Origin of the sequence: Pantoea phytostimulans, from assembly GCF_046118715.1 — a bacterium.
Classification (GTDB): domain Bacteria; phylum Pseudomonadota; class Gammaproteobacteria; order Enterobacterales; family Enterobacteriaceae; genus Pantoea; species Pantoea phytostimulans.
In genome coordinates this window covers 2826849-2853737 of sequence record NZ_CP173698.1, presented here as the reverse complement: position 1 = coordinate 2853737, position 26889 = coordinate 2826849, and the positions used below count along the sequence as shown (strand labels likewise).

General features: G+C 51.6%; 26 protein-coding genes. 17 read left to right on the top strand and 9 right to left on the bottom strand.

Annotation, left to right across the window (positions count from 1 at the left end; all coding sequences use genetic code 11):
• Positions 1 to 61: 61 nt before the first annotated feature.
• The 5 genes from ACF2G4_RS13375 (at position 62) to ACF2G4_RS13355 (ending at position 5015) form a co-directional block, all read left to right on the top strand.
• On the top strand, positions 62 to 1270 hold the full coding sequence (locus tag ACF2G4_RS13375) for an MFS transporter (protein ID WP_215845314.1): 1209 nt from the start codon (positions 62 to 64) through the stop codon (positions 1268 to 1270).
• 83 nt (positions 1271 to 1353) lie between these two features.
• On the top strand, positions 1354 to 2694 hold the full coding sequence (locus ACF2G4_RS13370; RefSeq protein WP_409074961.1) for a cation:proton antiporter: 1341 nt from the start codon (positions 1354 to 1356) through the stop codon (positions 2692 to 2694).
• A gap of 35 nt (positions 2695 to 2729) precedes the next feature.
• Positions 2730 to 3068, top strand: a complete 339-nt coding sequence (locus ACF2G4_RS13365) for a hypothetical protein (protein WP_215845315.1) — start codon at positions 2730 to 2732, stop codon at positions 3066 to 3068.
• A gap of 170 nt (positions 3069 to 3238) precedes the next feature.
• Positions 3239 to 4135 (top strand): alpha/beta hydrolase, encoded by an 897-nt coding sequence (locus ACF2G4_RS13360; protein WP_215845316.1) that lies wholly within the window; start codon positions 3239 to 3241, stop codon positions 4133 to 4135.
• Positions 4136 to 4373: 238 nt separating this feature from the next.
• Entirely contained in the window at positions 4374 to 5015 is a 642-nt protein-coding gene (locus ACF2G4_RS13355; RefSeq protein ID WP_215845317.1) for a hydrolase, read from the top strand.
• Positions 5016 to 5333: 318 nt separating this feature from the next.
• On the opposite strand, the gene gorA is transcribed toward ACF2G4_RS13355, so the two are convergent.
• Positions 5334 to 6686 (bottom strand): glutathione-disulfide reductase, encoded by a 1353-nt coding sequence (gorA, locus tag ACF2G4_RS13350; RefSeq protein ID WP_409074960.1) that lies wholly within the window; start codon positions 6684 to 6686, stop codon positions 5334 to 5336.
• A gap of 128 nt (positions 6687 to 6814) precedes the next feature.
• On the opposite strand from gorA, the gene rnz reads away from it, so the two are divergent.
• A complete protein-coding gene (rnz, locus tag ACF2G4_RS13345) occupies positions 6815 to 7726 on the top strand; it encodes a ribonuclease Z (protein WP_215845318.1) in 912 nt (303 codons plus the stop codon).
• On the opposite strand, the gene ACF2G4_RS13340 is transcribed toward rnz, so the two are convergent.
• Together ACF2G4_RS13340 and ACF2G4_RS13335 are read right to left on the bottom strand one after the other, a co-directional pair.
• The gene (locus ACF2G4_RS13340; RefSeq protein ID WP_409074959.1) at positions 7723 to 8538 is read right to left on the bottom strand and encodes a lysostaphin resistance A-like protein; all 816 of its coding nucleotides are present in this window, start codon (positions 8536 to 8538) and stop codon (positions 7723 to 7725) included. The genes rnz and ACF2G4_RS13340 overlap by 4 nt on opposite strands.
• Before the next feature lie 57 nt (positions 8539 to 8595).
• Positions 8596 to 9438, bottom strand: coding sequence for a 23S rRNA (adenine(2030)-N(6))-methyltransferase RlmJ (locus ACF2G4_RS13335; RefSeq protein ID WP_332626006.1), 843 nt, complete (start codon positions 9436 to 9438; stop codon positions 8596 to 8598).
• Positions 9439 to 9874: 436 nt separating this feature from the next.
• Between ACF2G4_RS13335 and prlC the strand changes: the two genes are divergently transcribed.
• Together prlC and rsmJ are read left to right on the top strand one after the other, a co-directional pair.
• The gene (gene prlC / locus ACF2G4_RS13330; RefSeq protein WP_215845320.1) at positions 9875 to 11917 is read left to right on the top strand and encodes an oligopeptidase A; all 2043 of its coding nucleotides are present in this window, start codon (positions 9875 to 9877) and stop codon (positions 11915 to 11917) included.
• An 8-nt stretch (positions 11918 to 11925) separates the two neighbouring features.
• On the top strand, positions 11926 to 12678 hold the full coding sequence (gene rsmJ, locus ACF2G4_RS13325; protein WP_332626005.1) for a 16S rRNA (guanine(1516)-N(2))-methyltransferase RsmJ: 753 nt from the start codon (positions 11926 to 11928) through the stop codon (positions 12676 to 12678).
• A gap of 50 nt (positions 12679 to 12728) precedes the next feature.
• On the opposite strand, the gene uspA is transcribed toward rsmJ, so the two are convergent.
• Positions 12729 to 13166: a universal stress protein UspA gene (gene uspA, locus ACF2G4_RS13320; RefSeq protein ID WP_215845322.1), complete on the bottom strand. Its 438-nt coding sequence runs from the start codon at positions 13164 to 13166 to the stop codon at positions 12729 to 12731.
• Positions 13167 to 13594: 428 nt separating this feature from the next.
• On the opposite strand from uspA, the gene uspB reads away from it, so the two are divergent.
• Positions 13595 to 13930, top strand: a complete 336-nt coding sequence (gene uspB / locus ACF2G4_RS13315; protein WP_215848203.1) for a universal stress protein UspB — start codon at positions 13595 to 13597, stop codon at positions 13928 to 13930.
• A gap of 37 nt (positions 13931 to 13967) precedes the next feature.
• On the opposite strand, the gene pitA is transcribed toward uspB, so the two are convergent.
• Complete coding sequence (gene pitA, locus ACF2G4_RS13310) at positions 13968 to 15467, bottom strand: inorganic phosphate transporter PitA (RefSeq protein ID WP_215848204.1); 1500 nt, start codon at positions 15465 to 15467, stop codon at positions 13968 to 13970.
• Between the two features lie 243 nt (positions 15468 to 15710).
• On the opposite strand from pitA, the gene ACF2G4_RS13305 reads away from it, so the two are divergent.
• The 6 genes from ACF2G4_RS13305 to ACF2G4_RS13280 all read left to right on the top strand — a co-directional run bounded on the left by ACF2G4_RS13305 (position 15711) and on the right by ACF2G4_RS13280 (position 20519).
• Entirely contained in the window at positions 15711 to 16895 is a 1185-nt protein-coding gene (locus ACF2G4_RS13305) for an NAD(P)/FAD-dependent oxidoreductase (protein WP_215845323.1), read from the top strand.
• A 28-nt stretch (positions 16896 to 16923) separates the two neighbouring features.
• On the top strand, positions 16924 to 17796 hold the full coding sequence (gene rluF, locus ACF2G4_RS13300) for a 23S rRNA pseudouridine(2604) synthase RluF (protein WP_409074958.1): 873 nt from the start codon (positions 16924 to 16926) through the stop codon (positions 17794 to 17796).
• Between the two features lie 229 nt (positions 17797 to 18025).
• Positions 18026 to 18223 carry a hypothetical protein gene (locus ACF2G4_RS13295; RefSeq protein ID WP_409074957.1) on the top strand — a complete coding sequence of 66 codons (198 nt, stop codon included), beginning with the start codon at positions 18026 to 18028 and terminating at the stop codon, positions 18221 to 18223.
• A 1-nt stretch (position 18224) separates the two neighbouring features.
• Positions 18225 to 19028 (top strand): hypothetical protein, encoded by an 804-nt coding sequence (locus ACF2G4_RS13290; RefSeq protein ID WP_409074956.1) that lies wholly within the window; start codon positions 18225 to 18227, stop codon positions 19026 to 19028.
• An 81-nt stretch (positions 19029 to 19109) separates the two neighbouring features.
• Positions 19110 to 19628 (top strand): GNAT family N-acetyltransferase, encoded by a 519-nt coding sequence (locus ACF2G4_RS13285; protein ID WP_215848205.1) that lies wholly within the window; start codon positions 19110 to 19112, stop codon positions 19626 to 19628.
• Positions 19629 to 19838: 210 nt separating this feature from the next.
• On the top strand, positions 19839 to 20519 hold the full coding sequence (locus ACF2G4_RS13280; RefSeq protein WP_243079897.1) for an SDR family oxidoreductase: 681 nt from the start codon (positions 19839 to 19841) through the stop codon (positions 20517 to 20519).
• A gap of 14 nt (positions 20520 to 20533) precedes the next feature.
• Here ACF2G4_RS13280 and ACF2G4_RS13275 read toward each other — a convergent pair whose 3' ends face one another.
• Positions 20534 to 21919: a sugar porter family MFS transporter gene (locus ACF2G4_RS13275; RefSeq protein ID WP_243079896.1), complete on the bottom strand. Its 1386-nt coding sequence runs from the start codon at positions 21917 to 21919 to the stop codon at positions 20534 to 20536.
• A gap of 285 nt (positions 21920 to 22204) precedes the next feature.
• On the opposite strand from ACF2G4_RS13275, the gene ACF2G4_RS13270 reads away from it, so the two are divergent.
• A complete protein-coding gene (locus ACF2G4_RS13270) occupies positions 22205 to 22864 on the top strand; it encodes an epoxyqueuosine reductase QueH (protein WP_409074955.1) in 660 nt (219 codons plus the stop codon).
• Here ACF2G4_RS13270 and ACF2G4_RS13265 read toward each other — a convergent pair whose 3' ends face one another.
• On the bottom strand, positions 22865 to 23353 hold the full coding sequence (locus ACF2G4_RS13265; protein ID WP_409074954.1) for a helix-turn-helix domain-containing protein: 489 nt from the start codon (positions 23351 to 23353) through the stop codon (positions 22865 to 22867).
• Between the two features lie 350 nt (positions 23354 to 23703).
• Between ACF2G4_RS13265 and ACF2G4_RS13260 the strand changes: the two genes are divergently transcribed.
• Positions 23704 to 24723: an alpha/beta fold hydrolase gene (locus tag ACF2G4_RS13260; protein ID WP_409074953.1), complete on the top strand. Its 1020-nt coding sequence runs from the start codon at positions 23704 to 23706 to the stop codon at positions 24721 to 24723.
• 13 nt (positions 24724 to 24736) lie between these two features.
• On the opposite strand, the gene ACF2G4_RS13255 is transcribed toward ACF2G4_RS13260, so the two are convergent.
• Both ACF2G4_RS13255 and hemB read right to left on the bottom strand, forming a co-directional pair.
• The gene (locus ACF2G4_RS13255; protein WP_215845331.1) at positions 24737 to 25723 is read right to left on the bottom strand and encodes a sensor domain-containing diguanylate cyclase; all 987 of its coding nucleotides are present in this window, start codon (positions 25721 to 25723) and stop codon (positions 24737 to 24739) included.
• A gap of 110 nt (positions 25724 to 25833) precedes the next feature.
• Positions 25834 to 26811, bottom strand: coding sequence for a porphobilinogen synthase (hemB, locus tag ACF2G4_RS13250; protein ID WP_215845332.1), 978 nt, complete (start codon positions 26809 to 26811; stop codon positions 25834 to 25836).
• Positions 26812 to 26889 lie beyond the last annotated feature (78 nt).

Sequence of the window (26889 nt, the reverse complement as noted above, 5' to 3'; positions counted from 1 at the left end):
AGTCTACCGCGTATAGCCGCAGTGCGCTTTAATGTGCGAAATGAATTTATAGGAAGAGATTATGTCAGCAGTTAACAGCATCAATAGCGACCAGGCCGAAGCCCTTCCGGGCCCGTTGGTTTTTACACTCGCAGCCGGCGCGGGTTTAAGCGTGGCGTCGATTTACTACAGCCAGCCCATGCTGGATATCATCAGCAAGCAATTCAACGTGGGCGTTGGCGCGGTGGGCATGGTACCAATGCTGACGCAGGCGGGTTATGCGTTGGGCATTTTACTGCTGGCACCGCTCGGCGACCGACACGATCGCCGCACCATTATATTAATCAAAGGGCTGCTGTTAATGGCGGCGCTGCTGCTGTGTGGATTTTCGGGTGGTCTGAGTGCGCTGCTGGTTGCCAGCTTTGCTACCGGATTAACCGCCACCGTGGCGCAGGATATCGTTCCCGCTTCGGCAGCGTTAGCACCAGAGCGCAGCCGCGGCAAAACAGTTGGCACCGTCATGACGGGTTTGCTGGTGGGGATTTTGCTGTCACGCGTAGTGAGCGGCGTAGTGGCGGAATATTTCGGCTGGCGCACCATGTATATGATCGCTGCGCTGGCGGTGCTTTTCATTAGCCTGGCACTGTGGCGCGTGTTGCCACGCTTTACGCCGGGCACATCGGTGAGCTATCCACGTTTACTGCTGTCGTTGGTGCATCTCTGGCGTCAGCATCAAACATTGCGCCGTGCAGCGTTAGCGCAAGGATTGTTATCGGTGGGTTTCAGCGCCTTTTGGTCAACGTTAGCGATCATGCTTAGCGAGCGGTTTCATTTCGACAGCGCCGTTGCGGGTGCATTTGGTTTGGCCGGCGCGGCGGGCGCATTGGCTGCGCCGCTGGCAGGCAGCGTAGCCGACCGCATCGGCCCGGCACGCGTTACCCAAGTGGGCGCAGCGTTAGTGACCGTTTCTTTCGCCTTGATGTTTTTACTGCCGCTGCTGCCGATGCCTGCTCAGCTAGCATTGATCATCATCAGTACCGTCGGTTTTGATTTGGGCGTGCAGGCCACCTTGGTCGCGCACCAAACATTGGTCTATGGCCTTGCCCCGGAAGCGCGTAGCCGTCTGAATGCCTTGCTGTTTACTGTGGTCTTTATTGGGATGGCAAGCGGTGCAGCCTTGGGAAGCCTGGCGCTGGCGCATTGGGGTTGGAACGGCGTGGTGGCGTTATCCACGTTAGCCGGAGCCGCGAGTTTGGCGGTGCGCTTCGCCAGTCGCCATCTTAAAAACTGATTATATTGTGCTTGCCATGACGCTCACCTCATTTTCAAAAGATGTGCCAGGATTAAAGGTAATCTGGAAATAATTGGAGCGTTATGGATTTTCTCGCCTGGACAGCCGCAACCGGCTGTCTGCTACTGCTTATGTCACTGGCTGCCGGTTGGATACACCGTGGGCCAGTGACCTCATTTGGACTTTTTCTGGTTGCGGGCGTGTTATGCGGCCCGTGGGTTTTTAACGTCCTGCAAATTGACATTATCCGCCATTCCGAGCTGGTAGCGCACATCACTGAAATCACCATGGCAGCGTCGCTGTTCATCACTGGGTTAAAATTGCGTTTGCCGTTAAAAGCGCGCAGCTGGCGTACTGGCGTCAGGCTGGCGTTCCCGGCTATGCTGCTCACTGTTGCCGCAATGACTGCGCTGGTGCACTGGATAATTGGTTTTGACTGGCCGCTGTCGCTGGCGTTTGGCGCAATTGTCGCACCCACCGATCCGGTGCTGGCGAGTTTGATTTCTGTTAACGATGCGCGTGACGATGATTCACTGCGTGTCGCAATCTCAAGTGAAGCTGGCATGAATGATGGCTCGGCATTGCCGTTGCTGGTTTTGGCGCTGGCGCTGTTTAACGGTAAAAGCCTGAACGGCGCGCTGCTGACACATTGGGGCGCGACTGAGGTGCTTTGGGCGATTGGCGGTGGTTTGCTGATTGGCTTTGTGCTTGGGCGATTGATCGGCTCGCTGGCAACCAATTTACGTAGTGCGCATGGTAATGTCGCACCCAATGATTTTCTTGCGCTGGCGCTGATCGCCCTGAGTTATGCGTTGACACAATGGCTGGGTGCGTCTGGCTTTCTCGCTGCGTTTGCTGCCGGCGTAGGCTTACGTCGTGCCGAGCTGGGGGTGTTCAAACGCTATCAAACGGATGATATGACCGATGATGAGCGCGTGTTGCCAGCGGAAGCCTTGGTAAATCCCAATAAACGCATGGAGCACGATGACAACGGCATGGTGAAATCGGTGGGTTTGGTCGTAGGCGATGCGTTGTCATTCGGCGATACTATTGAACGTTTATTGGCTGCGTTGATGATGGTGGTGCTGGGCGTAACGCTGGCGTATCACTGGAATCTCAACGGTGTGATGCTTGGCCTGCTACTGTTTGTTGTAGTACGGCCGGTCGCGGTGTGGCTGGTAACTATCGGAGCCGGCATTCCCACAGCGCAACGCTTGCTGATAGGTTGGCTGGGTATTCGCGGCATCGGTAGCCTTAACTATATCGCTTTTGCCTGGGTGCATGGCATGGAAGGTGCGCAGGCCGAAATGATGGTGGATATGGCGTTGACGCTGGTGGTAAGCAGCATTGTGGTTCACGGTGTAACGGTGACACCGCTGTTGAATTGGCGGCAGAAACGCCTTGAAGCACGACATCGTAACTAACGTTTTTGCTTAATTTAAAAAAACAGGAGTCAGTAATGAAAGCTACTCAACTACTGCTGCTGGGCATGCTGGTTTCCGGCAGTGCGCTGGCAGCCAACGAAGGCGAACAAAATGTGTATGCCAGCCAGCTGTGTCACATTGTTAGCAGCGAGCACGCGGTTTCCAGCGCTGATCAATACGTTGAAAAAATGAAGACGTATGTCGCGCAAAGCCAGTCACCTTCAGCCATGAATCAGCCCGAGTTTGATGAAGATACCGCCAATGAAGTGGCCAGTGCCTGGCTGCAACTGGGCGATGAAGAACGCGCTAAATTACGTGCCAATGAACAGCAGTGTGAACAGACTGTCATGACGCAGTTTCAGCAAGAAGATTAGTTCAGCTTGATTAACGAATAAACGCGCCTGGCTGGCGCGTTTTTTTATGGATTTTAAGGCAAAGTTGCGTACATAATCGCCAGCATTTGGCACTGGACTTGCATCACATAATCACTCCTCAGTGAACCGCAACGGTTTGCTGATCATTTGAGCATTGAAATACAGGCATCATGATTACGCGTCGACACTTTATTCTCGGCACGGGAGCCCTTGCGCTTTCTATGACCACTGGCAAATTGTTTGCTCGAGACGACATTATTCCCCTCTGGCCGGACGATCCGCCCGGCGGTGGCGGACCGTCCGGCGAGCTGCATATCAATAAAACGGGTTCATGGTCGAACATTGTTAGCCCGTCAATTCAACGGTTTAAGCCTGAAAATCCCAACGGCGAGGCGGTAATAATTGCTGCCGGTGGCGGCTATCGTTGGATTGGAATGGGACGTGAAGCCTGGCCGGTGGCGCGCTGGCTAAACGCCCATGGCTATACCGCGTATGTGCTGAGCTACCGTCTGCCGCAGGAAAAATGGCAAGCCGGGCATTTAGCGCCGCTACAGGATGCGCAACGCGCCATTCGCTTGGTGCGCTCTTTTGAGCGCAAGGTACATGTGCTGGGCTTCTCAGCGGGTGGTCATCTGTTGGGAATGGCGGCCGCGCGCCCAGAATATGACTCTTATGCTCCGCAGGATCCTCTGGATGAAGTCGTGCCGAAAGTGGATAGCGTAGGTCTGATCTACCCCGTGATTACGCTGGAAGCGCCGTATCAGCACACCACAACCCACTTAATGTTGGTGGGGAAAAACGCCACGCCGCAAGATGAAGCTAACTGGTCGGTGCAAAATTACGTTACACGCAGCTATCCGCCCACGTTCCTGGCGCAGGCCGAGGACGATCACACCTCAAACCCTTTCAATACGGAACTTATGCGCGATACCTGTCGGCGTAATCGTGTCCCGGTTGAGCTGATTCAAATCAGTAAAGGCGGACACGGTTTTGGTTTAGGTAAAGCGGGAACGCCTGCCGCACTGTGGGATCAAGCCTATGTAGGCTGGCTGGATCGACTAAGTTAATCTGCACCGAACCGGTGCAGCGCTGCACCCACAAAAAATGTTAATAAGGCGGCATAAAACCGCCTTTTTTCATGCCTGAATTCGCTATTTCCTCCAGAAAAATCCTTTCTTAACAGGCTTCTATAAATTCTTTGAACAAGTTATCAAATGCATTCCGTTATCTCTTATGCGCCTGTCGCCGTAAAGTTTATTCCAACAGCACAACAACCTAATCAACGGCTTCTGAGAGGAAATAATCATGTCTAAACTTGACCTGCTCGACCCACAAAACTCTACCCTGATCTTCATCGACCATCAGCCGCAAATGGCTTTCGGCGTCGCCAATATTGATCGTCAGCAGCTTAAAAATAACACTGTCGCTCTCGCCAAGGCGGGCAAGATTTTTAACGTGCCGACGATTTATACCTCCGTTGAGACCGAAAGCTTCAGCGGTTATATCTGGCCTGAACTGCTGGCGGTTCACCCGGAGATTAAACCGATTGAACGCACCTCGATGAACTCGTGGGAAGATGCCAAATTCGTCGAAGCCGTGAAAAAAACGGGCCGCAAAAAACTGGTGATTTCCGCGCTGTGGACGGAAGTTTGTCTGACATTCCCGGCGTTGATGGCACTGAACGAAGGCTTTGAAGTCTACGTGGTCACCGATACGTCGGGCGGCACCAGCGTTGATGCACACGAACGCTCAGTACAGCGTATGGTGCAGGCGGGTGCTATTCCTGTCACCTGGCAGCAGGTGCTGCTTGAATATCAACGCGACTGGTCACGTAAAGAGACCTATGACGCGGTGATGGATCTGGTTCGTGAACACAGCGGTGCTTACGGCATGGGCGTTGATTACGCTTACACGCTGGTGCACAACGCGCCAGCGCGTCAGGGCTGACAGGTGGCTTTCACCGCATCAATAAGCAGCTGTAGGGCCACCGGTATGATTAACTGCATTGAAAGCGCAGAAGTCAGTTGCGTATAAAGTGGATAGCGCGAGGTTCTTATAGAGAGAGTTAACCCTTTTATTATGAACCAAGCATCTTATAGGGTTGGTATGATCGTAAAAGGCTCAAGATTGAGCCTTTTTTATTCTTTTAAAACTCTGGGTTCATATAAAGGATGAATTGCCGATCCTAAGTAGATTGCCAAAAAAAATCCTACATTCAACATGTAGGATTCTGATGAGAAATAAATGTGTAATCAATGGCGGCTATTAGCGCATTGTCACAAACTCTTCCGAAGCCGTTGGGTGAATCGCGACGGTATTATCAAAATCTTTTTTGGTCGCGCCCATTTTCAGCGCCACGGCGAAGCCTTGCAGCATCTCGTCCATACCAAATCCGATTCCGTGAATGCCGACAATCTTCTCTTCAGCGCCGACACAAACCAACTTCATGCGGCAGGGTTGGCGATGCTGCGTCACTGCGGTATACATCGCGGTAAAGGCCGATTTATAGATTTTTACCTGATCGTCACCATATTGCTCACGCGCTTGTGGCTCGGTTAAACCTATGGTGCCAATCGGTGGATGGCTAAATACCACGGTTGGGATGTTGCTGTAATCCAGATGCTCGTCCGGCTTGTTGTTGAACAAGCGCTCGGAAAGACGACGGCCAGCGGCGACGGCCACGGGTGTTAGCTCGACTGCGCCCGTATTATCGCCCACGGCGTAAACGCCTGGCACGTTGGTGTTCTGGAACTTATCAACCTTGATATAGCCTTTTTCGTCCAGCTCCACGCCTGCGGCTTCAATGTTCAACACATCGTTAGCCGGTTCGCGGCCAATAGCCCAAACCAGACAATCAACCGTTTGCTCACTGCCATTTTCTAACTGCAGCGTCAGGCTGCCATCACTATTTTTAATCACCGCTTTAGGGATGGAATGGGTGTGCAGTGTTGGGCCTTCGGTGTTCATGACTTCAACCAGCGTTTCGGTGATCAGCGGATCAAAGGTGCGCAGCGGCGCATGTTGACGCACGAACAGATGTGTTTCCGAACCCAGCGCATTCACCACGCCCGCCAGCTCAACGGCGATATAACCGGCACCGATGACCGCAGTACGCTTTGGCAACGCGTCGAGTTCAAAGAAACCGTCGGAATCGATGCCATATTCCGCACCCGGAATGCGAGGATGGCTTGGACGGCCGCCGGTCGCGATCAAGATGTGATCGGCGGTGATGGTTTCACCGTTGACTTCCACTGTGTTCGCATCAACGAAGCGGGCAAAACCTCTGATCACTTCAACCTGGTTTTTGCCCAGCACGTTGTCGTAGGAGGTGTGAATACGATCAATATAGGCGCTGCGATTTTTCACCAGGGTCGCCCAATCGAAGCGGTTTACCGTGGTATCGAAGCCGTAATCGGGGCCATAAAGATGGATAGCTTCAGCGATTTGCGCAGCGTGCCACATTATTTTCTTCGGCACGCAACCTACGTTGACGCAGGTGCCGCCCAATTCTTTGGCTTCGATCAGGGCGCATTTTTGTCCATGCATCGCCGCACGGTTAATTGAAGCGATGCCGCCGCTGCCGCCGCCAATGGCGAGATAGTCAAAATGTCGGGTCATTGCAGTATCCATCTGGTTGCAAGAAAAATTGGCATAGAGTGTAACGCTGCGGGTCGAAATGACGCAAAGTTTGCGCCTATGATTGTAATAGGGTCGAATTTTTTCCACACATTACAGGGAAGCATAGCATGCACCTTACTTTTCTTGGTACCGGCGGCGGTGCGCCCAGCCTGCAACGCAACGTAACCTCTATCGCTTTTACCCGCTCAATTCGCGGCGAAACCTGGCTCTTCGATTGTGGTGAAGGGACCCAGCTTCAATTCATGCGCACTGCGCTGAAACCGGGCAGATTGGATAAGATTTTCATTACGCACCTGCACGGCGATCACATCTTTGGCCTGCCGGGTTTATTAACCAGCCGCTCAATGGCGGGACTGCTTGATCCTTTTACCGTTTATGGGCCAAAAGGCATCAAAACCTTTATTGAAACTGCGCTGTCACTGAGCGGATCTTTTACCAGCTATCCGCTGGACATTATTGAGATTGAAGCCGGAACGGTTTTGGATGATGGCGAATTTCGGGTGACGGCCTGGCCGTTGAATCACGTCATTGAATGCTTTGGTTATCGCATTGAACAGTACGATAAACCGGGTTTTCTGGATGCGCCGCGTCTGAAAGCGGAAGGTGTGCCGCGCGGGCCGTGGTATCAACAGCTGAAGCTGGGCCAAAAAGTGACGCTGGAAGATGGCCGCGTGATTAATGGCGCACACTATTTGGGGCCTGCGACCAAAGGCAAAACGCTGGCGATATTTGGCGACACTGCACCGACTGAGGTTGCGCTTCAGCTCGCGGCGGATGTTGATTTGATGGTGCATGAAACCACGCTTGAAGCCGCGATGATTGAAAAGGCAAACGGACGTGGGCATTCAACCACGCTTCAGGCAGCACAAGCGGCGAAAGACGCAGGGGCTAAGCGTTTGATTGCCACGCACTTTAGCTCACGCTACCTGCCGCAGGATATGGCGCGCCTGCTGGCAGAATGTCAGACCATTTTTCCGGCGACTGAGATAGCGCATGATTTGGCGGTCTTCACCTTTTAATGCTGCAGCGCAGGGTAAGTAAAAAACAGCAGATGCGTCATATTGAGGGTGAAGTGGCATGCGGTTGCGATCCACAAGCGGCCGCTCCAGTGCCACGCAAGGCCGTAAATTATCCCGGCGAGCGTGGCAAAAATCACCAGCAATACACCGCCTGGAAAATGTACCAATCCAAACAGCAGTGACGTTATCCACAGGGCTTTGTCTCCGCCTACTCGCTGGCGCAAGCGGTGCTGCAAATAACCGCGAAAAAAAGCTTCTTCAGCCAGCGCCACGAAAAACAGATTGGCCAACATGAACGCCCAAATCCACGCGGGAAAATGAGGTTCAAATCCTAATCCACCCAGCATCACCGCCAAACAAAGCAGCAGGGGAATAGCAGCCACCAAGGCAAACCAAACGATGTTATGCCGTGGCGGATGGGCGGCAGTGTTGAACAGCGTGGGCGTGCAGGCCAGCAGCAGAAAAGGAATTAATGCTTTATCAAGATTGAACGAGAAGCTAAAAGGCACGCTTTGCGGGCCTGCTCTCACCGCTTCGACGTGCGGCGGCTGATGAAATCCGGGGAAAAGATGCAGAAACAGCCCAATACAGATGAAGACTAACAGCGCTTCGGTGCTGCTTTGCAGTTGAGGATTGGCTGGGTAACGTAAACGCAGCCCGACGAGGCTTGCCGAAAGTAAAATCAATACGCCGGCTGGCCAGCTCAATAGACCCTGATAAAGTCCCAGCAAAAGTGAGAGTGTCAGCAGCAGCAGCGCCAGGCGTTTTGCCTGCGCCAGTGAAATCAGCGCGCCAGCCAGAACTAACCACATGACAGAAGCCTACAGATGACATTTGCCGCGACGTTAACATCGCGGCAGCGTTATGCGTTACTCGGGTACGACCTGCGTCACGCTGAAATGACCGGTGCCAGCAGGAACCAACTTTTTATGCAGCCAAGGCAGCAACGTGTTCATTTGGCCAGCCAGTTTCCATGGCGGATTGATCACAATCATGCCCGATGCTGTCATGCCACGTTGAGCGCTGTCAGGACGCACCGCCAGTTCAATCTGCAAAATATTGCGAATGCCGGTCGCTTCGAAATCACGCATCATGTGTTTGATCTGCTGACGCATAACCACTGGATACCACAGCGCAAAGACGCCAGTGTTAAAGCGTTTGTGGCCTTCCTGAATACCTTTTACTACCGCCTGATAATCACTTTTCATCTCATACGGCGGATCGATCAGAATCAAGCCACGACGTGAAGGCGGCGGCAGCTTGGCCTTTAACTGCTGATAACCGTCGGCGCGTTCTACGCGGGCGCGGCTATCTTTGCCAAACTCGTTACGCAGCAGCGGGTAATCGCTGGAATGCAGTTCGGTCAGTTGCAGTTTGTCATCTTCACGCAGCAAATGACGGGCAATCAGCGGCGAACCGGGGTAATAACGCAAGGTATCGCCACGATTAAGCGATTTAATGGCATCGAAATAAGGTTGCAACAGCTCGGGTGCGTCTGGCTGTTGCCAGATACGCGAAATTCCTTCCAGGTATTCGCCGGTGCGCTCAGCGTGCTCACCGCTCAATTGATAACGTCCTGCACCCGCATGCGTATCGAGATAGAAAAACGGTTTTTCTTTCTCTTTAAGGGCGGTGATGATCAGGCTTTGTACGGTGTGTTTCAGCACATCAGCATGGTTGCCGGCGTGAAAACTGTGGCGATAACTCAGCATAAAAAATGGGATTTCCGAGGTTGCAGCTAAAAAGGGATACAGCGAGTGCGCTGGATTATAACGTCAGATGCGAACAATTGCTGACGTTTCGCGCTATTCAACAGCGCTTGCAGCTTAAGTTTAGTCATTTTATGGCCCTTTCGACCTGTACGACGTGGCTGAATTCCAGAAATCCGGCGCACAAACCAATAAATATCTGCAAATTAAAGATTCGGTTAGCGGTGACTCAACAATCGGGTGATGTCGCGCTACCCGTTCCAGATGTGTGAATTGTGCTTTTGTATCACGACGCTTTTTTATGCCTTGCGCCTCGTCGCTGTCCGTTTCTTCCGCGCCTCATCATAGCCGCCATTGATTTTCGCTACACTTAACCGCATGTTACTTTGATTGCATTGCGCGACCTGTCGCGCCTCATACATCGATAAAGGACTGCGCTATGACCAATCCGTTACTCACTTCTTTTGATCTGCCGCCATTTTCTGCCATCCAACCTGAACATGTGGTTCCCGCCGTTACCGAGGTGCTGACCGACTGTCGTGCCATGGTGGAAAAAGTCGTGGCGCAAGGCGCACCTTACACCTGGGATAATCTTGTTCAGCCGCTGGCGGAAACCGATGATCGTCTTGGCCGCATCTTCTCGCCGGTTAGCCATCTTAACTCAGTGAAAAACAGCCCGGAGCTGCGTCAGGCGTATGAACAAACGCTGCCGCTGCTCTCTGAATACAGCACATGGGTAGGACAGCATGAAGGTTTGTATCAGGCGTATCGCAATCTAAAAGAGGGCGAAAATTACGCGGCACTGGATTTAGCACAGAAAAAAGCGGTCGATAACGCGCTGCGTGATTTTGAACTCTCCGGTATTGGTCTGGATAAAGAGAAGCAGAAACGTTATGGCGAAATCGCCGCGCGCCTCTCTGAGTTGGGTTCTGCCTACAGCAACAACGTGCTCGATGCCACCATGGGCTGGAGCAAGCTGATCACCGATGAAAGCGAGCTTGCCGGTATGCCGGAAAGCGCAATGGCGGCGGCCAAAGCTCAAGCCGAAGCGAAAGAGCAAGAGGGCTGGTTGCTGACGCTGGATATCCCAAGCTATTTGCCGGTGATGACCTATTGCGATAACGCCGCACTGCGTGAAGAGATGTATCGCGCATACTCAACGCGTGCATCTGATCAAGGTCCGAACGCCGGTAAGTGGGACAACGGTCCGATCATGGCAGAAGAGTTGGCGCTGCGCCATGAGCTGGCACAGCTGCTGGGCTTTGATTCCTTTGCCCATAAATCACTGGCCACCAAAATGGCGGAAAGCCCATCGCAGGTGATCGACTTCCTGAATGATTTAGCAAAACGCGCTCGTCCACAGGGTGAAAAAGAGCTGCAACAGCTGCGCGCCTTTGCTGAAAAAGAGCATGGCGTTGAAAGCCTGAATCCTTGGGATCTCACTTACTACGGCGAAAAACAGAAGCAGCATCTTTATACCATCAGCGATGAACAACTGCGTCCTTACTTCCCAGAATCACGCGCGGTTGCGGGCTTGTTTGAAGTGGTAAAACGCATTTACGGCATTACCGCTAAAGAGCGTACCGATGTTGATGTTTATCATCCAGACGTGCGTTTCTTCGACCTGTTTGATGAAACCGGCGAGCTGCGCGGCAGCTTCTACCTTGACCTGTATGCGCGCGAGCACAAACGCGGCGGGGCATGGATGGACGATTGCGTCGGCCAGATGCGTAAAGCGGATGGTAATCTGCAAAAACCGGTGGCGTATCTCACCTGTAACTTCAACCGCCCGGTGAAAGGGAAACCTGCGCTGTTCACGCACGATGAAGTGATCACGCTGTTCCATGAATTTGGTCATGGCTTGCACCATATGCTCACGCGCGTGGAAACCCCCGGCGTGGCGGGTATCAACGGTGTGCCTTGGGATGCGGTCGAGCTGCCAAGTCAGTTTATGGAAAACTGGTGCTGGGAACCGGATGCGCTGGCGTTTATTTCGGGTCACTTTGAAACCGGCGAACCGCTGCCAAAAGAATTGCTGGATAAAATGCTGGCGGCGAAGAACTATCAGGCGGCGCTGTTTATCCTGCGTCAGCTGGAGTTTGGCCTGTTCGATTTCCGCTTGCACACGGAATTCAATCCAGAGAAAGGTGCACAAATTCTGGAAACCCTGCGCGAAGTGAAAAGCCGGGTTGCCGTGGTGCCAAGCCCAGAATGGGGCCGATTCCCGCACGCGTTCAGCCATATCTTTGCCGGCGGTTACGCCGCAGGTTATTACAGCTATTTGTGGGCAGATGTACTGGCCGCAGATGCCTATTCACGCTTTGAGGAAGAGGGGATTTTTAACCGCGAAACCGGTCAATCCTTCCTTGATAACATCCTGACGCGCGGCGGCTCTGAAGAGCCGATGGAGCTGTTTAAACGCTTCCGTGGACGTGAGCCGCAGCTGGATGCGATGCTGGAACATTACGGCATTCAGGGATAAGTCGTTACGTGAAAATCTGTTTGATCGATGAATCAGGCGCCGGAGACGGCGCCTTATCACTTTTAGCGCAGCGCTGGCAGTTAGAGCATGACGACGATGCACCGCTGGCGCTGGTACAAACGCCTACGCATCTTGAGCTGCGTAAGCGCGATGAACCGAAGCTGGGCGGCATTTTTGTCGATTTCGTCTCCGGTGCGATGGCGCATCGTCGCCGTTTTGGCGGCGGACGCGGTGAAGCGGTAGCGAAAGCGGTGGGCATTAAAGGCGGTTATTTGCCTGATGTGGTTGATGCAACAGCCGGTCTGGGACGTGATGCCTTTGTGCTGGCAGCGTTAGGTTGCCGGGTGCGGATGCTTGAGCGTCATCCGGTGGTGGCAGCGCTGTTAGAAGATGGTTTACAGCGCGGCTATCAGGATGCCGAAATCGGGGGTTGGCTACGTGAAAGGTTGACGTTGATCCATGCGTCCAGCGCCCTGGCGTTAAGCGAGATATCGCCACAACCTGACGTAGTCTATCTCGATCCGATGTATCCGCATCGCCAGAAAAGCGCCATGGTGAAGAAAGAGATGCGGGTATTTCAGTCCCTGGTGGGTGCCGATGAGGATGCTGACGCGTTGCTGGAACCGGCGCGGCGCTTAGCGAAAAAGCGCATCGTGGTGAAACGCCCCGATTACGCACCGCCGCTGGCAAATATTGAGACGCAATCGGCGGTGGTGACAAAAAGCCATCGCTTCGATATCTATCCGCCCTTGGCAAAATAAGCATAAAAAAAGCCGGTTATTCAACCGGCTTTTTTAGGCGAAAAAACGCGTTATTCGTCTTCTTCATCGCGCAACGGCACGATCAGCATGTCTATATGAACGGTGTTGATGAGCTGACGCGCTGAGGACATCAGTTTGCTCCAGAAATCTTGATGATGACCGCAGACCACCATATCTACATCATATTTTTTGATTGCGTCTACCAGCACTTGGGCAAGATCGCCGCTGCCGCTCAGGGTTTCGCTGATTGGATAACCCGCCGAGTCAGATAAGCCTCTTAATGCCTGGTGCGTCTCCTGAGAAATACGCTTTTGCATATCGCCAAGATTTACGTCAATCAAACCGGTGTAGAGATCGGAGTAATTCACGTCTACGTGAATCAGAGAAATTTTTGCATCATAAGGGCGAGCCAACGAAACGGCTTTATCCACTAACAGTTGGCTTTCGGGAGAAAGATCTACTGCAATCAGGATATGTTTATAAGCCATGATATAACTCCTTCCACGAGATTAAGGATGGCAACCGGTATTCCTGCCGCGTCACAGCTGGGCGAAATCCTTTGCGCGAACGGGCGATGAGCGCCACCAAAGTGTTTGCCTGCGAGGCAGGCGTCATATTGTTTTACCGTTGAGTATAGCTGCGAATGTTAACAAATGCTTCCGCGGCCGCTACGGTTGTGAATAAGATCAAAGGTCCGCTATTTTTGCTCGCGCCGAACGAAAATCATCGCTGGAAAAAAATGAAACATTTCTCCTACACTGAAAATGACGGTTACTCACGTATGGTACTGAGCGCCCGAGCTTGTCAGAACAATATCGCAGTCTGGTTCATTCAGTGGTTGGCAATTTCTGTGGGGCGTATTTAGCGTTATTCCGCTGCAAGCGTCTCCGCGGCTCCAGCCGGGAGGGGGAACATGATGATCAGCACCATCGCGCTTTTTTGGGCTCTGTGTGTGGTTTGTATTGTGAATATGGCGCGCTATTTCTCTTCTCTGCGCGCCTTGCTGGCGGTATTACGAGGCTGCGATCCGCTGCTCTATCAATATGTCGATGGCGCGGGCTTTTTCACTTCTCATGGGCAGCCAAGCAAACAAGTCCGGCTGGTACGTTATATCTGGGCTAAGCGTTATCTTGATCACCACGATGAAGAGTTTATTCGTCGCTGCGAGCGGGTACGTGGGCAGTTTATGCTGACCAGTTCTTTGTGCGGATTAGTGGTGATTAGCCTGATAGCGATGGCTATCTGGCATTAAAAAAGGGCGACTTGCGTCGCCCTCTATTCAAACTGATTTACACCAGTTTTAACGCTATCCAGTACAGCGAGCCTGAAAGAACAATACAGACAGGCAAGGTGAATATCCACGCCATGGCAATGTTCTTGATGGTTCGACTCTGCAAGCCGCCGCCGTCTACCAGCATGGTACCCGCGACAGAAGAAGAGAGGATATGTGTGGTGGAAACCGGCAAGCCGGTATAACTGGCCACACCAATTGAAACCGCAGCCGTGACCTGCGCGGACATCCCTTGTGCGTAAGTCATGCCTTTTTTACCGATCTTTTCACCAATTGTGGTCGCAACACGACGCCAGCCAATCATCGTGCCAATGCCTAATGCCAGCGCAACTGCCACAATAATCCACACCGGCGCATATTCAATCGTGCCGAGCAGATCGCTTTTCAGCTTGTTAAGGAAGCGTTTGTCATCGCCAGTGGTTTCCGGCAGCTTAGCCGCTTTATCTGCGGTATCAGAGATACACAGCAGCAGGCGACGCATCTGGCTGCGTTGTTCCACAGAAAGCTGATCGTAGCTCTGCAGGTTATTCAGCAAGCTTTGCGCACGCTGAACGGCTTGCAGCGCACGTGCGCTATCACAATGGAACTGCTGCGGGCCTGACGGCACTTCTTCCGGGGTTGGCAGCGCAGGCGGAGCCATCTGGATGATGTGCGTCAGCGATTCATTGTGCTGCTGATAATACTGTTCGAGATGATTAACTGCATCGCGGGTACGCGTGATGTCATAACCCGACGCATTCATATTCACCACGAATCCCGCAGGCGCAACGCCAATCAGGACCAGCATGATCAGGCCAATGCCTTTCTGACCATCATTCGCACCGTGCGAATAACTCACCCCAATTGCAGAAACAATCAGCGCGATACGCGTCCAGAAAGGCGGCTTTTTCTTGCCATCGATCTTTTCACGGTCAGCAGGCGTCATATGAATCCGGGCGCGCTTCTTGGTGTTGCTCCAGTAGCGACGCAGAATGAAAATCAATCCACCCGCTATCAGCAGACCCACGATGGGCGACAGAATCAGTGACAGGAAGATGTTGATCACTTTCGGGATGTTGAGTGCATCAACCACCGAAGTACCATTCATCAACGCATTGGTGAGACCGATACCGATAATGGCACCAATCAAGGTATGGGAGCTGGAAGCCGGTAACCCTAAATACCAGGTGCCGAGGTTCCAGATGATCGCCGCTAATAGCATAGAAAACACCATAGCGAGACCGTGAGCCGATCCGACATTCAACAGCAAGTCGGTGGGAAGCATGTGAACAATGGCATAGGCAACGCTCAAACCACCGAGCAGCACACCAAAGAAGTTGAATACACCCGCCATCACCACAGCAAGCTGGGCACGCATGGCACGCGTATAGATGACCGTCGCAACTGCGTTGGCCGTGTCGTGAAAACCGTTGATTGCTTCGTAAAACAATACAAACAGCAGGGCAAGAACCAATAACAGGCCGGTACTGAGGTCTAGGCCAGCAAACAGATGTAGCATAAACGTTACGCCATTTTGGGAGGACATGAACGCGGCGCATTATCCGCGACAACGTGCTGTATGGGAAAGGAAAATATAGTCCTAATTTACCGTTAAGTTGTAATTTACACGATATAACGGGGTAAAAAGGTCTAAAAATTAGTCAGTTACATTATGACACATTTACGGCAAATTTTTGACGCTGGCGTCGGAGTGAGCAGATCACTACAATCTGCGCCTTTCAGATAAAGTGGGTAAGAAGCAGTGGAACAGTTTGACGTTATCATCATTGGTGCGGGTGCCGCAGGCCTGTTCTGTGCCGCGCAGGCTGGCCTTCGTGGCCGTCGCGTGCTGCTGCTGGATAACGGTAAGAAGCCGGGCCGTAAAATTTTGATGTCGGGCGGCGGCCGCTGCAACTTCACCAATCTCTATACCGAAGCCGCGGCTTATCTGTCGCACAATCCTCACTTCTGCAAGTCTGCGCTGGCGCGTTATACCCAATGGGATTTCATCGATCTGGTGAACAAACATGGCATCGCCTGGCATGAAAAGACCTTAGGGCAGCTGTTTTGTGATGATTCGGCGCAGCAAATCGTCGAACTGTTAGTGAAAGAGTGCGAAAAAGCAGAGGTTACGCTGCGTCTACGCTCGGAAGTATTGAGTGTCAGCCGTGATGAATCTGGCTATACGCTGCAACTGAATGGCGACACGGTGCGGGCTAAAAAGCTGGTGATCGCCAGCGGCGGATTGTCGATGCCAGGATTGGGCGCAACCCCGTTTGGCTATAAAATTGCCGAGCAGTTCGGCCTTAGCGTCTTTCCCACTCGCGCCGCGCTGGTGCCGTTTACGCTGCACAAGCCGTTGCTGGATCAGCTGCAAACCCTTTCCGGCGTCGCCATCGACAGTACCATTGAAGCGCAGGACGGCACGCTGTTCAAAGAGGCGATGCTCTTTACGCATCGCGGTTTGTCGGGACCGGCAGTATTACAAATTTCAAGTTACTGGCAGCCCGGTGAATTCGTCACTATCAATTTATCGCCGGCCAACGATCTGGACGCGTTTATTAACGTGCAGCGCGAGGCGCATCCCAATCTCAGTGTAAAAAACAGCCTGGCAAAATTGCTGCCTAAGCGTCTGGTCGAAATTCTGCAAGAGATGAAGGTCGTGCCGGACGCCAGCCTGAAGCAGCTCAACAGCAAACAGCAGGCCGAGCTGGTACAAACGCTCCATCAATGGCGAGTTCAGCCAAACGGCACTGAGGGCTATCGCACGGCGGAAGTCACGCTGGGTGGCGTGGATACCACTCAACTCTCTTCGAAAACCATGGAAGCGCGTGATGTGCCTGGACTGTTTTTTATTGGCGAAGTGGTAGACGTAACCGGTTGGTTAGGTGGCTATAACTTTCAATGGGCGTGGAGCTCGGCCTGGGCATGTGCGCAGGCGCTTTAATGTATCGTTCGATTTTTAAGGAGGCATCATGCTGATCAATTCATCCATTCGTCTTAACAAATACATTAGCGAGAGCGGTATCTGTTCTCGTCGCGATGCCGATCGTTACATCGAACAGGGAAATGTTTTTATTAACGGCAAGCGAGCCGCAATCGGCGACCAGGTCAAGGCTGGGGATGTGGTGAAAGTCAATGGTCAGCTTATTGAGCCGCGCGACGAAGAGGACTTAGTGCTGATTGCGCTGAATAAACCAGTGGGAATCGTCAGCACGACGGAAGAGGGTGAACGAGACAATATTGTTGATTTCGTTAACCACAGCAAACGCGTCTTTCCGATTGGTCGTCTGGATAAAGATTCGCAAGGGCTGATTTTCCTGACGAACCATGGCGATCTGGTCAACAAAATTCTGCGAGCCGGCAACGATCACGAAAAAGAGTATCTGGTCACCGTCAACAAGCCGATAACCGATGAATTTATTCACGGTTTGGGTGCGGGCGTGCCGATGCTGGGAACGGTGACAAAAAAATGCAAAGTGAAGAAAGAAGCGCCTTTTGTGTTTCGCATTACGCTGGTACAGGGGCTTAATCGACAGATTCGTCGGATGTGTGAACACTTTGGCTATGAAGTCACCAAGCTTGAACGCACGCGTATCATGAACGTCAATCTTAAAGGGCTGCCGCTGGGTGAATGGCGCGATTTAAATGACGATGAGCTAATTGCGTTGTTTAAACTGATTGAAAACTCCTCCTCAGAAGCCAAACCGGCGAAGAAAACGCAGGCTAAATCAGGCGCGGCTAAAAAGCCGGGCGTTAACCGCCCTAAAATCGCAGAAAAAGCGGAGAGCAATGCTGCATCGCGTAAACGTTTTAACCAGCCGGGACGTAAAAAGAAGGGGCGATAATCCCCGCTGTTTCTCCGCCGCCGGGGACATTATCCTCGGCAAAGCAAAACAGATTTTGCACGACACAGAGCGCGCTGCAAAACAGCGCTACGTAAGCCTCAGTATTCCCTGAATTAAGTGCTAGCCGCTTGGTTAATTATTTGAATTTAGGAACTTTTACCCTTAATAAAATGGCAAGAATGGGTATCCGATCACATACTTTCACTTTAAGCCAAATGAAGTGAGAAATATGTTTAGATATGTTCTTTCCGTTTTTGCCAGCCCAGAAAAATTCATTCAACTCATGTCACGCCAGGACATCAACGAATCCATCGCTGATGGTGATCGCATCATCATTGATGAGGATGGCAACGCGTCGGTTAACGTCACCAGTGATGAGGTACGCGAAGATTTCGCTCGCCATGTGAACGCTTTAAAAGGAGTGTGACATGGGTACGGCAATCTTTATGGTGTTGATGGTCAGCGGGTATTGGTACACCAGCCGCGATCTCTCTAGCCGCTTTAAAATTCGGCGATCATCGGGTTGGGATGTTTACTTTCTGGTCGCGCTTTACGGCTGCATCTTCGTATTACAAGGCGTGTTTGCCACCGGTATTATTTGGATCGTGCTGTTAGGTATCTCAGCGATTGCGAATGCACTGCAGGAAATCCCCGGCGTGCATTTAAAATGGCAAATCGAGTTCATGAACTGGAGTTTCCTCGGCATCCAGGCGCCGGTCGTGGTGATGCTGGCATTCGCGATACTGTTTTGCCTCTATCGTTCCAACTGGTCCGGCAGCGCACGTCTTAATGCGCCGGGACGCAAAGATCTCTACCAGAAGTTGTCCCGTTCTAACGGCGTTGAGCAGTTGCTGTTTCAATGTATGGAAGAGGGTGAACTGGCCTGGATTACCTTAAAATCACGTCGTATCTATATTGGCATGATACACGCCGCCACGTTTGAATATGAAAACACGGCCAATATCGTATTGATCCCGATGCTCAGCGGCTACCGTGACAGCAAAACGCTGAAATTAGCGGTCGAACACAACTACAGCAAATGGTACGCGGAGCATAATATTACGCTGGAGTCTGAACCTAAAAATGCCATGGCTTTTCGTAAAGTGCTTATGGTTGATCAGATAGAGAGCCTTTCCCTGTTCGATCCGGCCAGCGCCAGCGCTTTGGCCTATGGCGATCCGCAAGCGGTGACTAAAAGTCCGCAGTCAGAAGAGTCACCAGAAGAGTTATAAATTTTTCTTATCACGACGACGCTCCTCTCTTAATCGCAACAGGAGTAGGCTGTGAAAAAAGCCGCTAAGGGGGTCGTCGAGATGGAAATTATTCAGGCAGAAGAACACCATATTCCTGCAATACAAAAAATTTATGCCTGGCATGTGCTGCATGGCACGGCAACGTTTGAAACCGAACCGCCCAGCGAAGCTGAGATGCTTAATCGGCTGAGGAAAATTCAGCAAGCAGGCTTGCTGTGGTTGGTGGTCATTCATGACGGCGAGGTAAAAGGCTACTGTTACCTTGGCCGTTATCGAGAACGCTTTGCCTACCGTTTCACCCTCGAAGATTCCATCTACATCAACGTCGATTTTCAAAAGCGTGGCGCAGGCCGTGCGCTGCTGGAGTGCGCTATTAGCTGGGCGGAGCAGAAAGGTTTTCGTCAACTGCTGGCGGTGGTGGGCGACAGCGCTAATCAAGGCTCGCTCAATGTGCATTATGCCAGCGGATATAAGCTTATTGGCACACTAGAGTCGGTAGGATTTAAACACGGCCGCTGGCTTGACACCGTTATCATGCAGCGTGATTTAGGTGAAGGTAACCGCACCGATCCGCTTTAAAAGTAAGCCAGGATAAAATCCTGGCTGGATGATTACCCCTGATATTGCACCGCTGTTTCTCTTAATACTGCTGCAAAATTATAAATATCGTTGAGTGATGAAATAGGGTGTTTACACCTCGTGCTATGCGCCCGTCAAACCGCATTTGCGAATCAATGCCTCATGAATGAAAAGCTAAGCTGGCAGTTAACGTAAAAAAGAGGAACGGTTATGGCACAGCAAGGCAAAGTATTAGTGGTAGGGGCGTCACGCGGTATCGGCTTGGCAGTTGTTCAAGCATTTTCAGCTCAAAACTGGGATGTGACAGCCACTTACCGCAGTGAAATTCCTGCGGCGGGCCATGTTGCGAAGAGTGACTGGCACCGGCTGGATATGACACAGCCGCAGGCGGTAAACGCATTCGCGGCGCAGCTTGGTGAGCAACGGTTTGACCTGATCCTGATTAATGCGGGCATTTTTGGCCCTTCACATCAAAAGCTGGCGCAAAGCGAAGATGATGAGCTGGCTCAGCTGTTCCTTACCAACGCGGTGGCGCCGGTGCGCACCGCAGAAGTGCTGCTGCCTTTACTGAGTGATGAGAAAGGCGTGCTTGCCTTTACCTCCTCAACGTTAAGTAGCCTGAATGAAAACCCAGATGCAGAGATGCCGATCTATTCTGCCAGTAAGGCGGCGTTAAACATGCTGACTCGCACGCTGGCGGGTGAAGTCGAAGCACAACGCGGCACGCTGCTAACGCTACATCCCGGCTGGGTAAAAACGGATATGGGCGGTGAATCTGCGCCGCTGACGGCGGAAGAGAGTGCTGCCGGTATTATCCAGCAGCTCAATACCTGGCGCGGGCGCGGCGGTCATCACTTTGTTGACTACGCCGGCCATACGCTGCAATGGTAGAAAAAGCGGGGCGGTTACGCCCCGATATCCCGCAGCGCTTTTCCTTTCATCAAATTGCGCTCAATGTGCTCCAGCGTGACGTGTTTGGTTTCTGGCACCAGCAGCATCGTCAGTAAAATAAACACCAGGTTCAGCGCCGCATAGAACCAGAAGGTGTTGGCATTGCCCAGCTTGTCGAGCAGGGTTAAAAAGGTCGCGCCAACAATCATATTACCGACCCAGTTGGTGGTGGTTGAGGCGGTAATGCCAAAGTCACGGCCTTTTAGCGGCTGGATTTCAGAACAAAGTAGCCAGATCACCGGCCCTGCTGCCATGGCAAAACCAACGATAAACATCAGCAGCATGGCGATGGCGAAGTATTTGCGGAAGTCCGTTTCAACCCCCATGTGCAGCAGCGTGCCTAGCGCGCCCATACCCACCGCCATCACCAGAAAACTGGTGGTGAGCATCGGTTTACGTCCCCAGCGATCGACAAAGCCAATCGCAATCAACGTCGCCAGCATGTTTACCAGGCCGACAATCACCGTGCCCCACATCTGCTCGCTGGTGCTGGAAAAGCCAGCAATATTGAATATTTTTGGCGCGTAATACATCACTACGTTCATACCGGTGAACTGCTGCATAACCTGAAGCAGCATGCCCAACCACACGGCACGACGAAAGTTACTGTTGCTTTTAAACAGTGACCAGCCGCGTTGTTTCACTTGCAGACTTTCACGAATCTCTTCCAGCTCTTGCTTCGCTTGTTCGCTGCTATTACGCAGCCGGTCTAGCACCCGTTGAGCTTCATTGAAGCGGCCATGCGCTGCCAACCAGCGTGGGCTGTTGGGCAAAAAAAGCACGCCAATGAATAAGATCACCGCAGGAATAGCGATCACACCCAGCATTCCGCGCCAGTTACCGCTGTAGCTAAAAGCGGTATCCGACAGATAAGCCACGACAATGCCAGTGGTTAACATCAGTTGGTACATCGAAATCATTGAGCCACGCACGCGTTCTGGCGCGATTTCTGCCAGATAAAGGGGGGCGGTGTAAGAGGCGATTCCCACTGCTAAACCCAACATCACACGGGCGCACACCAGCGATTCAACATCAGGAGAAAACGCTGACCACAATGAGCCGATGACAAAAAGCGTGGCGCCGGCCAGCATGCTTTTTTTGCGTCCCAGCTTGGAAGACATCCAGCCTGCACCCAGCGCACCGATTGCTGCGCCAAACATCATTGAACTGACTACCCATTCCTGTTCGTGATTAGAGATATGCAGGTCGTCGGAAAGAAATGGCAGCGCTCCCGCAATCACGCCAATATCTAATCCAAACAGCAGGCCAGACAATGCGGCCATGAAACAGACGAACCAGGTAAAACGATTTTGGCTGGTTTTTTTGTGAGCGGCACTCATGCATTTCTCCTTGAAGGTTCAGCTTTGTCAATATTGTTAATGTTATGTAAACATAGCTGATGCAGACGTGTTGCCGGTCACATAAAAGTCAGTTTAGCGGCGTCGAGGTAAGTGATATGGCGGGAAAAGCATTAGAGAACAAAGAGGTTAACAACGATTTGCTCAGCTGCGCTGCCGCACAAATGCGCAAAGGACGGTGGTTTACTGCCTTTATAAAGCGAAATTTTGCAACATAACGCGCCGGAAACTACACTGCCGCTTTCAAGCTTTACATTGAAGGTGCTTATGACTCAACCCTTTCAACGATCACCGCTGCCGCTGCCCGGTGGGCATCGTAAAGTCCTGTTGCACTCTTGCTGTGCGCCCTGTTCCGGCGAAGTGATGGAAGCGATGCTGGCATCTGGCATCGAATATACCCTCTATTTCTACAACCCAAATATTCATCCGCTTAAAGAGTATGAGCTGCGCAAGCAGGAGAATATTCGGTTTGCCGAAAAATTTGGCGTGCCGTTTGTGGATGCGGATTATGATCGTGATGACTGGTTTGCACGGGCGCGCGGTATGGAATGGGAACCGGAACGCGGCGCACGCTGTACCATGTGTTTTGATATGCGTTTCGAACGCACCGCGCTTTACGCCCATGAAAATGGTTTTCCGGTGATCACCAGTTCGCTGGGGATTTCGCGCTGGAAGAATATGCAGCAAATTAATGATTGTGGCGTGCGCGCCGCGGCGCATTATCCCGATCTGAGTTACTGGGAATTTAACTGGCGTAAAGGCGGAGGTGCAGCGCGCATGATTGAAATCAGCAAGCGCGAACACTTTTATCAACAGGAGTATTGTGGTTGCGTTTATTCATTGCGCGACACCAATCGTCATCGCGTTGCCAATGGTCGCGAGCGTATTCAGATTGGTGTGCAATATTATCAGCCTGACGAATCTTAATCAGGAAACGTAGCGCGACGGAATAAGGTGTCGCGTGGAAGCGAGTGCCATGCGTTGTGATGACCCGCAGCGCATAATCTCTTGCTTAGTCGAGTAAAAGCAGAGCGCACAAGGGTTATGACTTTTCTCCAGTTGCGCCTGTGTTTCTGCATTCAGCTGTCGTTTACGGCATACGCTCGGTGTGCATCCCATAACCTGTTTAAACGAGCGAGTAAAAGATTGCTGGCTTTCAAAATGGTATTTCACGGCCAGACTAATAATCGGCGCGTTACTGTTTTTTAAATCATGCACGCAGGCGGCTAATTTCCGCTTGCGAATATAGCGTGCCAGCGTTTCATGGTGATAACGCGCAAACAGTTTTTGTAAATACCATTTGGAATAACCGGATTTCTCGGCAATGTCATTAATACTCAAGCGCTGATTGAGATTGTTATTAATCCATTCAGTGATGGAGATAATCACACCTTCATTGTATTTATTCTCGTTCATAAGCCACCTCATTTAAGATGCGGGAAGTTTAGAATAATTTATCTTTCTCTACACGCTGCTTTAGTAAAGATTTATCAGGAAATGAATTTTTATTTTTTAGATATAAGACCGGTCTTTGAAATGGTGATTTTTTAAGGGCTTTTGTTGTTTGGATGTTATAAATTCTGAAGGAATAGAGGAATTAGATGATGGAATTAATTTGCTTATTCCAAAATAATTTATCTATTCAAGGGCATCGCCGGGTTAAATGACGGTTGAATCTGAATTAACCACATAGCACGGCGTATCAATACATTTTCAGGTGGGTCGTGCCAGGCTTAGTGCTCTTTTTATCGCATGGAGAAATTCGGATGGGCCCGACATACGTGTTGAAGAAACCGCTTGCCGCTTTGCTCACCTCGCTGACCTTACTCAGCGCCGCACCTGCCTTTGCCGCCAATGTTTATGGCGAGCAGCTTGAAGGCTTTACCTACCCCTATACGTTGCAGCACTTCAATTTTTCATCACAACAGCAATCGCTTAGCATGGGCTATATGGATGTAAAGCCGCAGCAAAATGCCAATGGGAAAACTGTAGTGCTAATGCACGGGAAGAATTTTTGCGGGGCCACCTGGGAAGAGACAATCCGTGATCTGAGTGAAAAAGGGTATCGCGTGATTGCCCCCGATCAAATTGGTTTTTGTAGCTCGACCAAACCCGCTAATTACCAGTACACCTTTCAACAGTTGGCTGAAAATACCCATCAACTGTTGACTAAACTGGGCGTCCAAAAAGCGGTCATTATTGGGCATTCAACCGGCGGCATGCTGGCAACACGTTATGCGCTGATGTATCCCAATCAAACGGAAAAATTGGTGTTAGTGAATCCAATTGGCTTAGAAGACTGGAAAGCCAAAGGCGCACCCTATCGCACCGTCGATCAATGGTATGAGCGTGAGTTAAAATTAAGCGCGGAAGGCATTAAAAAATATGAGCAGCAAACCTATTATGTGGGACGCTGGAAACCAGAATATGACAAATGGGTTGATATGCTGGCTGGGCTGAACAGCGGGCCAGGACATAAAAAGGTCGCCTGGAACTCAGCACTGATTTACGACATGATTTTTACCCAGCCAGTGTATTACGAATTTAAAGAGATTAACGTGCCGACTACGTTAATCATCGGTACCTCAGACACCACTGCTATCGGCAGCGATATCGCCTCACCGGCGGTGAAAGCGACGCTGGGCAACTATAAGGTGTTGGGCAAAGAGGTTGCGAAGCTGATTCCAGGGGCGCGATTGATTGAGCTTCCTGGTATGGGACATGCGCCGCAAATGGAAGAGCCAGCTAAGTTTAACCAGACGTTGATAGACGATCTGGCCAGGTAAACCCGTTCAGGCGCTACGGCGCTTGAATAGCGGATATCAGCGCTTGCTTGCTCTTTTTATTCAGGTACATCTGTTCATCACTGTTATGCAGCAGTTGTTCCAGCGTCTGCGGCTGGGCTGCATCAAATTCCACCACGCCAGCTGAAAATTGCAGGTTATATCGGCGGTTAAGGTGGCTAAATTGCTGCTGCAAATAGCGTGAGAACTGTTGCAACAATGCTTCTGCCTGCGGTTGCTTCAGGCCATTAAATAGCACCACAAACTCATCTCCGCCCAGGCGGGCGAAAAGATCAGAGTGATTAAAAACCACTTTCATCGCATCGGCAAAATCCATGAGGGCGCGATCGCCTTCACGGTGTCCTAACGTGTCATTGATCTGCTTAAACTTGTCGAGATCGAGAAAAGTCAGACAAGCAGGCTTTTGCTTGATAATGCACTCATTCAACACCAGCTGGCCCAGCGTCATAAAACCACGACGATTGGTAATTTGTGTCAGCTCATCGCAGGTTGCGGTCTGAAATGCTGCCAGCTCCGCTTCAGCCATGGCGGCCAGATCGCGCAAGGTCACCTCATCATCTTCAGTAAATTGACGCGGCTCCCGACCGATAATGCACAGGGTGCCTAGTTTTGCGCCGCCCGGTGCCCGCAACGGACATCCCGCATAAAAGCGGATGTGGGGATCGCCAGTGACCAGAGGATTATCGTGAAAACGCTGATCTTCTAATGCGTTTTCGACAACCAGAACGTCGTCCCGGAGAATGGCATGTCCACAAAATGAGGTGGTGCGCGGGGAACGGGTTTGGTCAAATCCCTGAGAAGATTTAAACCATTGATAATCGGCTTCCAGCAGGCTGACTAACGCGATAGGAACGTTAAACAGGCGGCGAGCCAGGCGGGTTAAACGATCAAAACGCTCTTCCGCCGGTGTATTCATGATATTTAACGCACGCAGTTGCGATAAACGTTGTGCCTCGTCGGCAGCAAACTTAGGTGCTTTCATCACAGAGACCTTTTATTTTTTTAGCTGAAGCCAGGTTCTGGTGTTTGCCTTGCGGCGAAGAAAAAGACAGCGACTGAAGCGATGCAGTACGCTGTCTTTGAGAGAGGGGATCAGAGCACTTTTTGTTCTGCGAGATCAAGGGCAAAATAGCTGAAAATCAGGTCTGCACCGGCTCGCTTAATCGCACCGAGGCTTTCCAGTACCACATTACGTTCATCAATAGCACCAGCCTGCGCAGCGAATTTGATCATCGCGTATTCACCACTGACCTGGTACGCAGCCAGCGGCAGCTCTGTGCGCTCGCGGATATCACGCAGGATATCGAGGTAAGCGCCAGCCGGTTTCACCATCAGTGAATCTGCGCCTTCTGCGGCATCCAACAGCGACTCACGAATCGCTTCGCGGCGGTTCATCGGATTCATCTGATAAGTCTTGCGATCGCCTTTCAGAGCCGTGCCCGCAGCTTCACGGAACGGGCCGTAGAACGATGAAGCAAACTTGGTTGAGTAAGACATGATAGCTGTTTGGGTGAATCCAGCTGCATCCAGTGCCTGACGTATCGCCTGCACCTGGCCATCCATCGCCGCTGAAGGCGCGATAAAGTCAGCACCGGCTGCTGCGGCAACCACCGCCTGCTTGCCCAGGTTGATCAGCGTTTGGTCGTTATCGACGCCGTGATCGCACAGCACGCCGCAATGACCGTGGCTGGTGTATTCACAAAAACAGGTGTCAGACATAACAATCATTTCCGGCACGGTGTCTTTACAGATACGCGACATACGCGCCACCAAACCGTTCTCATTCCACGCGTCGCTGCCTGTGGCATCAAGGTGGTGAGAAATACCAAATGTCATGACTGAGCGGATGCCCGCTTTCGCAATACGTTCGATTTCATAAGCGAGACGTTTTTCTGGAATGCGAACCACGCCAGGCATTGCCTGAATCGCTTTGTAATCATCAACACCTTCCTCAACGAAGATTGGCAACGCCAGATCGTTCACGCTAAGAGAGGATTCCTGAAACATTGCGCGCATTGACGCGCTAGAGCGCAGCCTTCTAGGGCGCTGAATAAGGGAGAAATCAGACATATTCATTGCTTACCAGTATAAAAAAGTGGCGATAGTTTACTCCCTTTGGCAGCAAGGGATGAAGGTTTGTGTGCGGCG

Coding starts and splice junctions, on each gene's coding strand:
- pitA (WP_215848204.1), bottom strand. CDS start 15,467: ATGCTACATCTGTTTGCTGGCCTAGACCTCAGTACCGGCCTGTTATTG.
- prlC (WP_215845320.1), top strand. CDS start 9,875: ATGACCAATCCGTTACTCACTTCTTTTGATCTGCCGCCATTTTCTGCC.
- ACF2G4_RS13360 (WP_215845316.1), top strand. CDS start 3,239: ATGATTACGCGTCGACACTTTATTCTCGGCACGGGAGCCCTTGCGCTT.
- ACF2G4_RS13255 (WP_215845331.1), bottom strand. CDS start 25,723: ATGAAAGCACCTAAGTTTGCTGCCGACGAGGCACAACGTTTATCGCAA.
- rluF (WP_409074958.1), top strand. CDS start 16,924: ATGCTGATCAATTCATCCATTCGTCTTAACAAATACATTAGCGAGAGC.
- hemB (WP_215845332.1), bottom strand. CDS start 26,811: ATGTCTGATTTCTCCCTTATTCAGCGCCCTAGAAGGCTGCGCTCTAGC.
- ACF2G4_RS13290 (WP_409074956.1), top strand. CDS start 18,225: ATGGGTACGGCAATCTTTATGGTGTTGATGGTCAGCGGGTATTGGTAC.
- ACF2G4_RS13335 (WP_332626006.1), bottom strand. CDS start 9,438: ATGCTGAGTTATCGCCACAGTTTTCACGCCGGCAACCATGCTGATGTG.
- ACF2G4_RS13370 (WP_409074961.1), top strand. CDS start 1,354: ATGGATTTTCTCGCCTGGACAGCCGCAACCGGCTGTCTGCTACTGCTT.
- ACF2G4_RS13265 (WP_409074954.1), bottom strand. CDS start 23,353: ATGAACGAGAATAAATACAATGAAGGTGTGATTATCTCCATCACTGAA.
- ACF2G4_RS13355 (WP_215845317.1), top strand. CDS start 4,374: ATGTCTAAACTTGACCTGCTCGACCCACAAAACTCTACCCTGATCTTC.
- ACF2G4_RS13285 (WP_215848205.1), top strand. CDS start 19,110: ATGGAAATTATTCAGGCAGAAGAACACCATATTCCTGCAATACAAAAA.
- ACF2G4_RS13375 (WP_215845314.1), top strand. CDS start 62: ATGTCAGCAGTTAACAGCATCAATAGCGACCAGGCCGAAGCCCTTCCG.
- uspB (WP_215848203.1), top strand. CDS start 13,595: ATGATCAGCACCATCGCGCTTTTTTGGGCTCTGTGTGTGGTTTGTATT.
- ACF2G4_RS13295 (WP_409074957.1), top strand. CDS start 18,026: ATGTTTAGATATGTTCTTTCCGTTTTTGCCAGCCCAGAAAAATTCATT.
- uspA (WP_215845322.1), bottom strand. CDS start 13,166: ATGGCTTATAAACATATCCTGATTGCAGTAGATCTTTCTCCCGAAAGC.
- ACF2G4_RS13260 (WP_409074953.1), top strand. CDS start 23,704: ATGGGCCCGACATACGTGTTGAAGAAACCGCTTGCCGCTTTGCTCACC.
- ACF2G4_RS13365 (WP_215845315.1), top strand. CDS start 2,730: ATGAAAGCTACTCAACTACTGCTGCTGGGCATGCTGGTTTCCGGCAGT.
- ACF2G4_RS13340 (WP_409074959.1), bottom strand. CDS start 8,538: ATGTGGTTAGTTCTGGCTGGCGCGCTGATTTCACTGGCGCAGGCAAAA.
- gorA (WP_409074960.1), bottom strand. CDS start 6,686: ATGACCCGACATTTTGACTATCTCGCCATTGGCGGCGGCAGCGGCGGC.
- ACF2G4_RS13270 (WP_409074955.1), top strand. CDS start 22,205: ATGACTCAACCCTTTCAACGATCACCGCTGCCGCTGCCCGGTGGGCAT.
- ACF2G4_RS13275 (WP_243079896.1), bottom strand. CDS start 21,919: ATGAGTGCCGCTCACAAAAAAACCAGCCAAAATCGTTTTACCTGGTTC.
- rnz (WP_215845318.1), top strand. CDS start 6,815: ATGCACCTTACTTTTCTTGGTACCGGCGGCGGTGCGCCCAGCCTGCAA.
- ACF2G4_RS13280 (WP_243079897.1), top strand. CDS start 19,839: ATGGCACAGCAAGGCAAAGTATTAGTGGTAGGGGCGTCACGCGGTATC.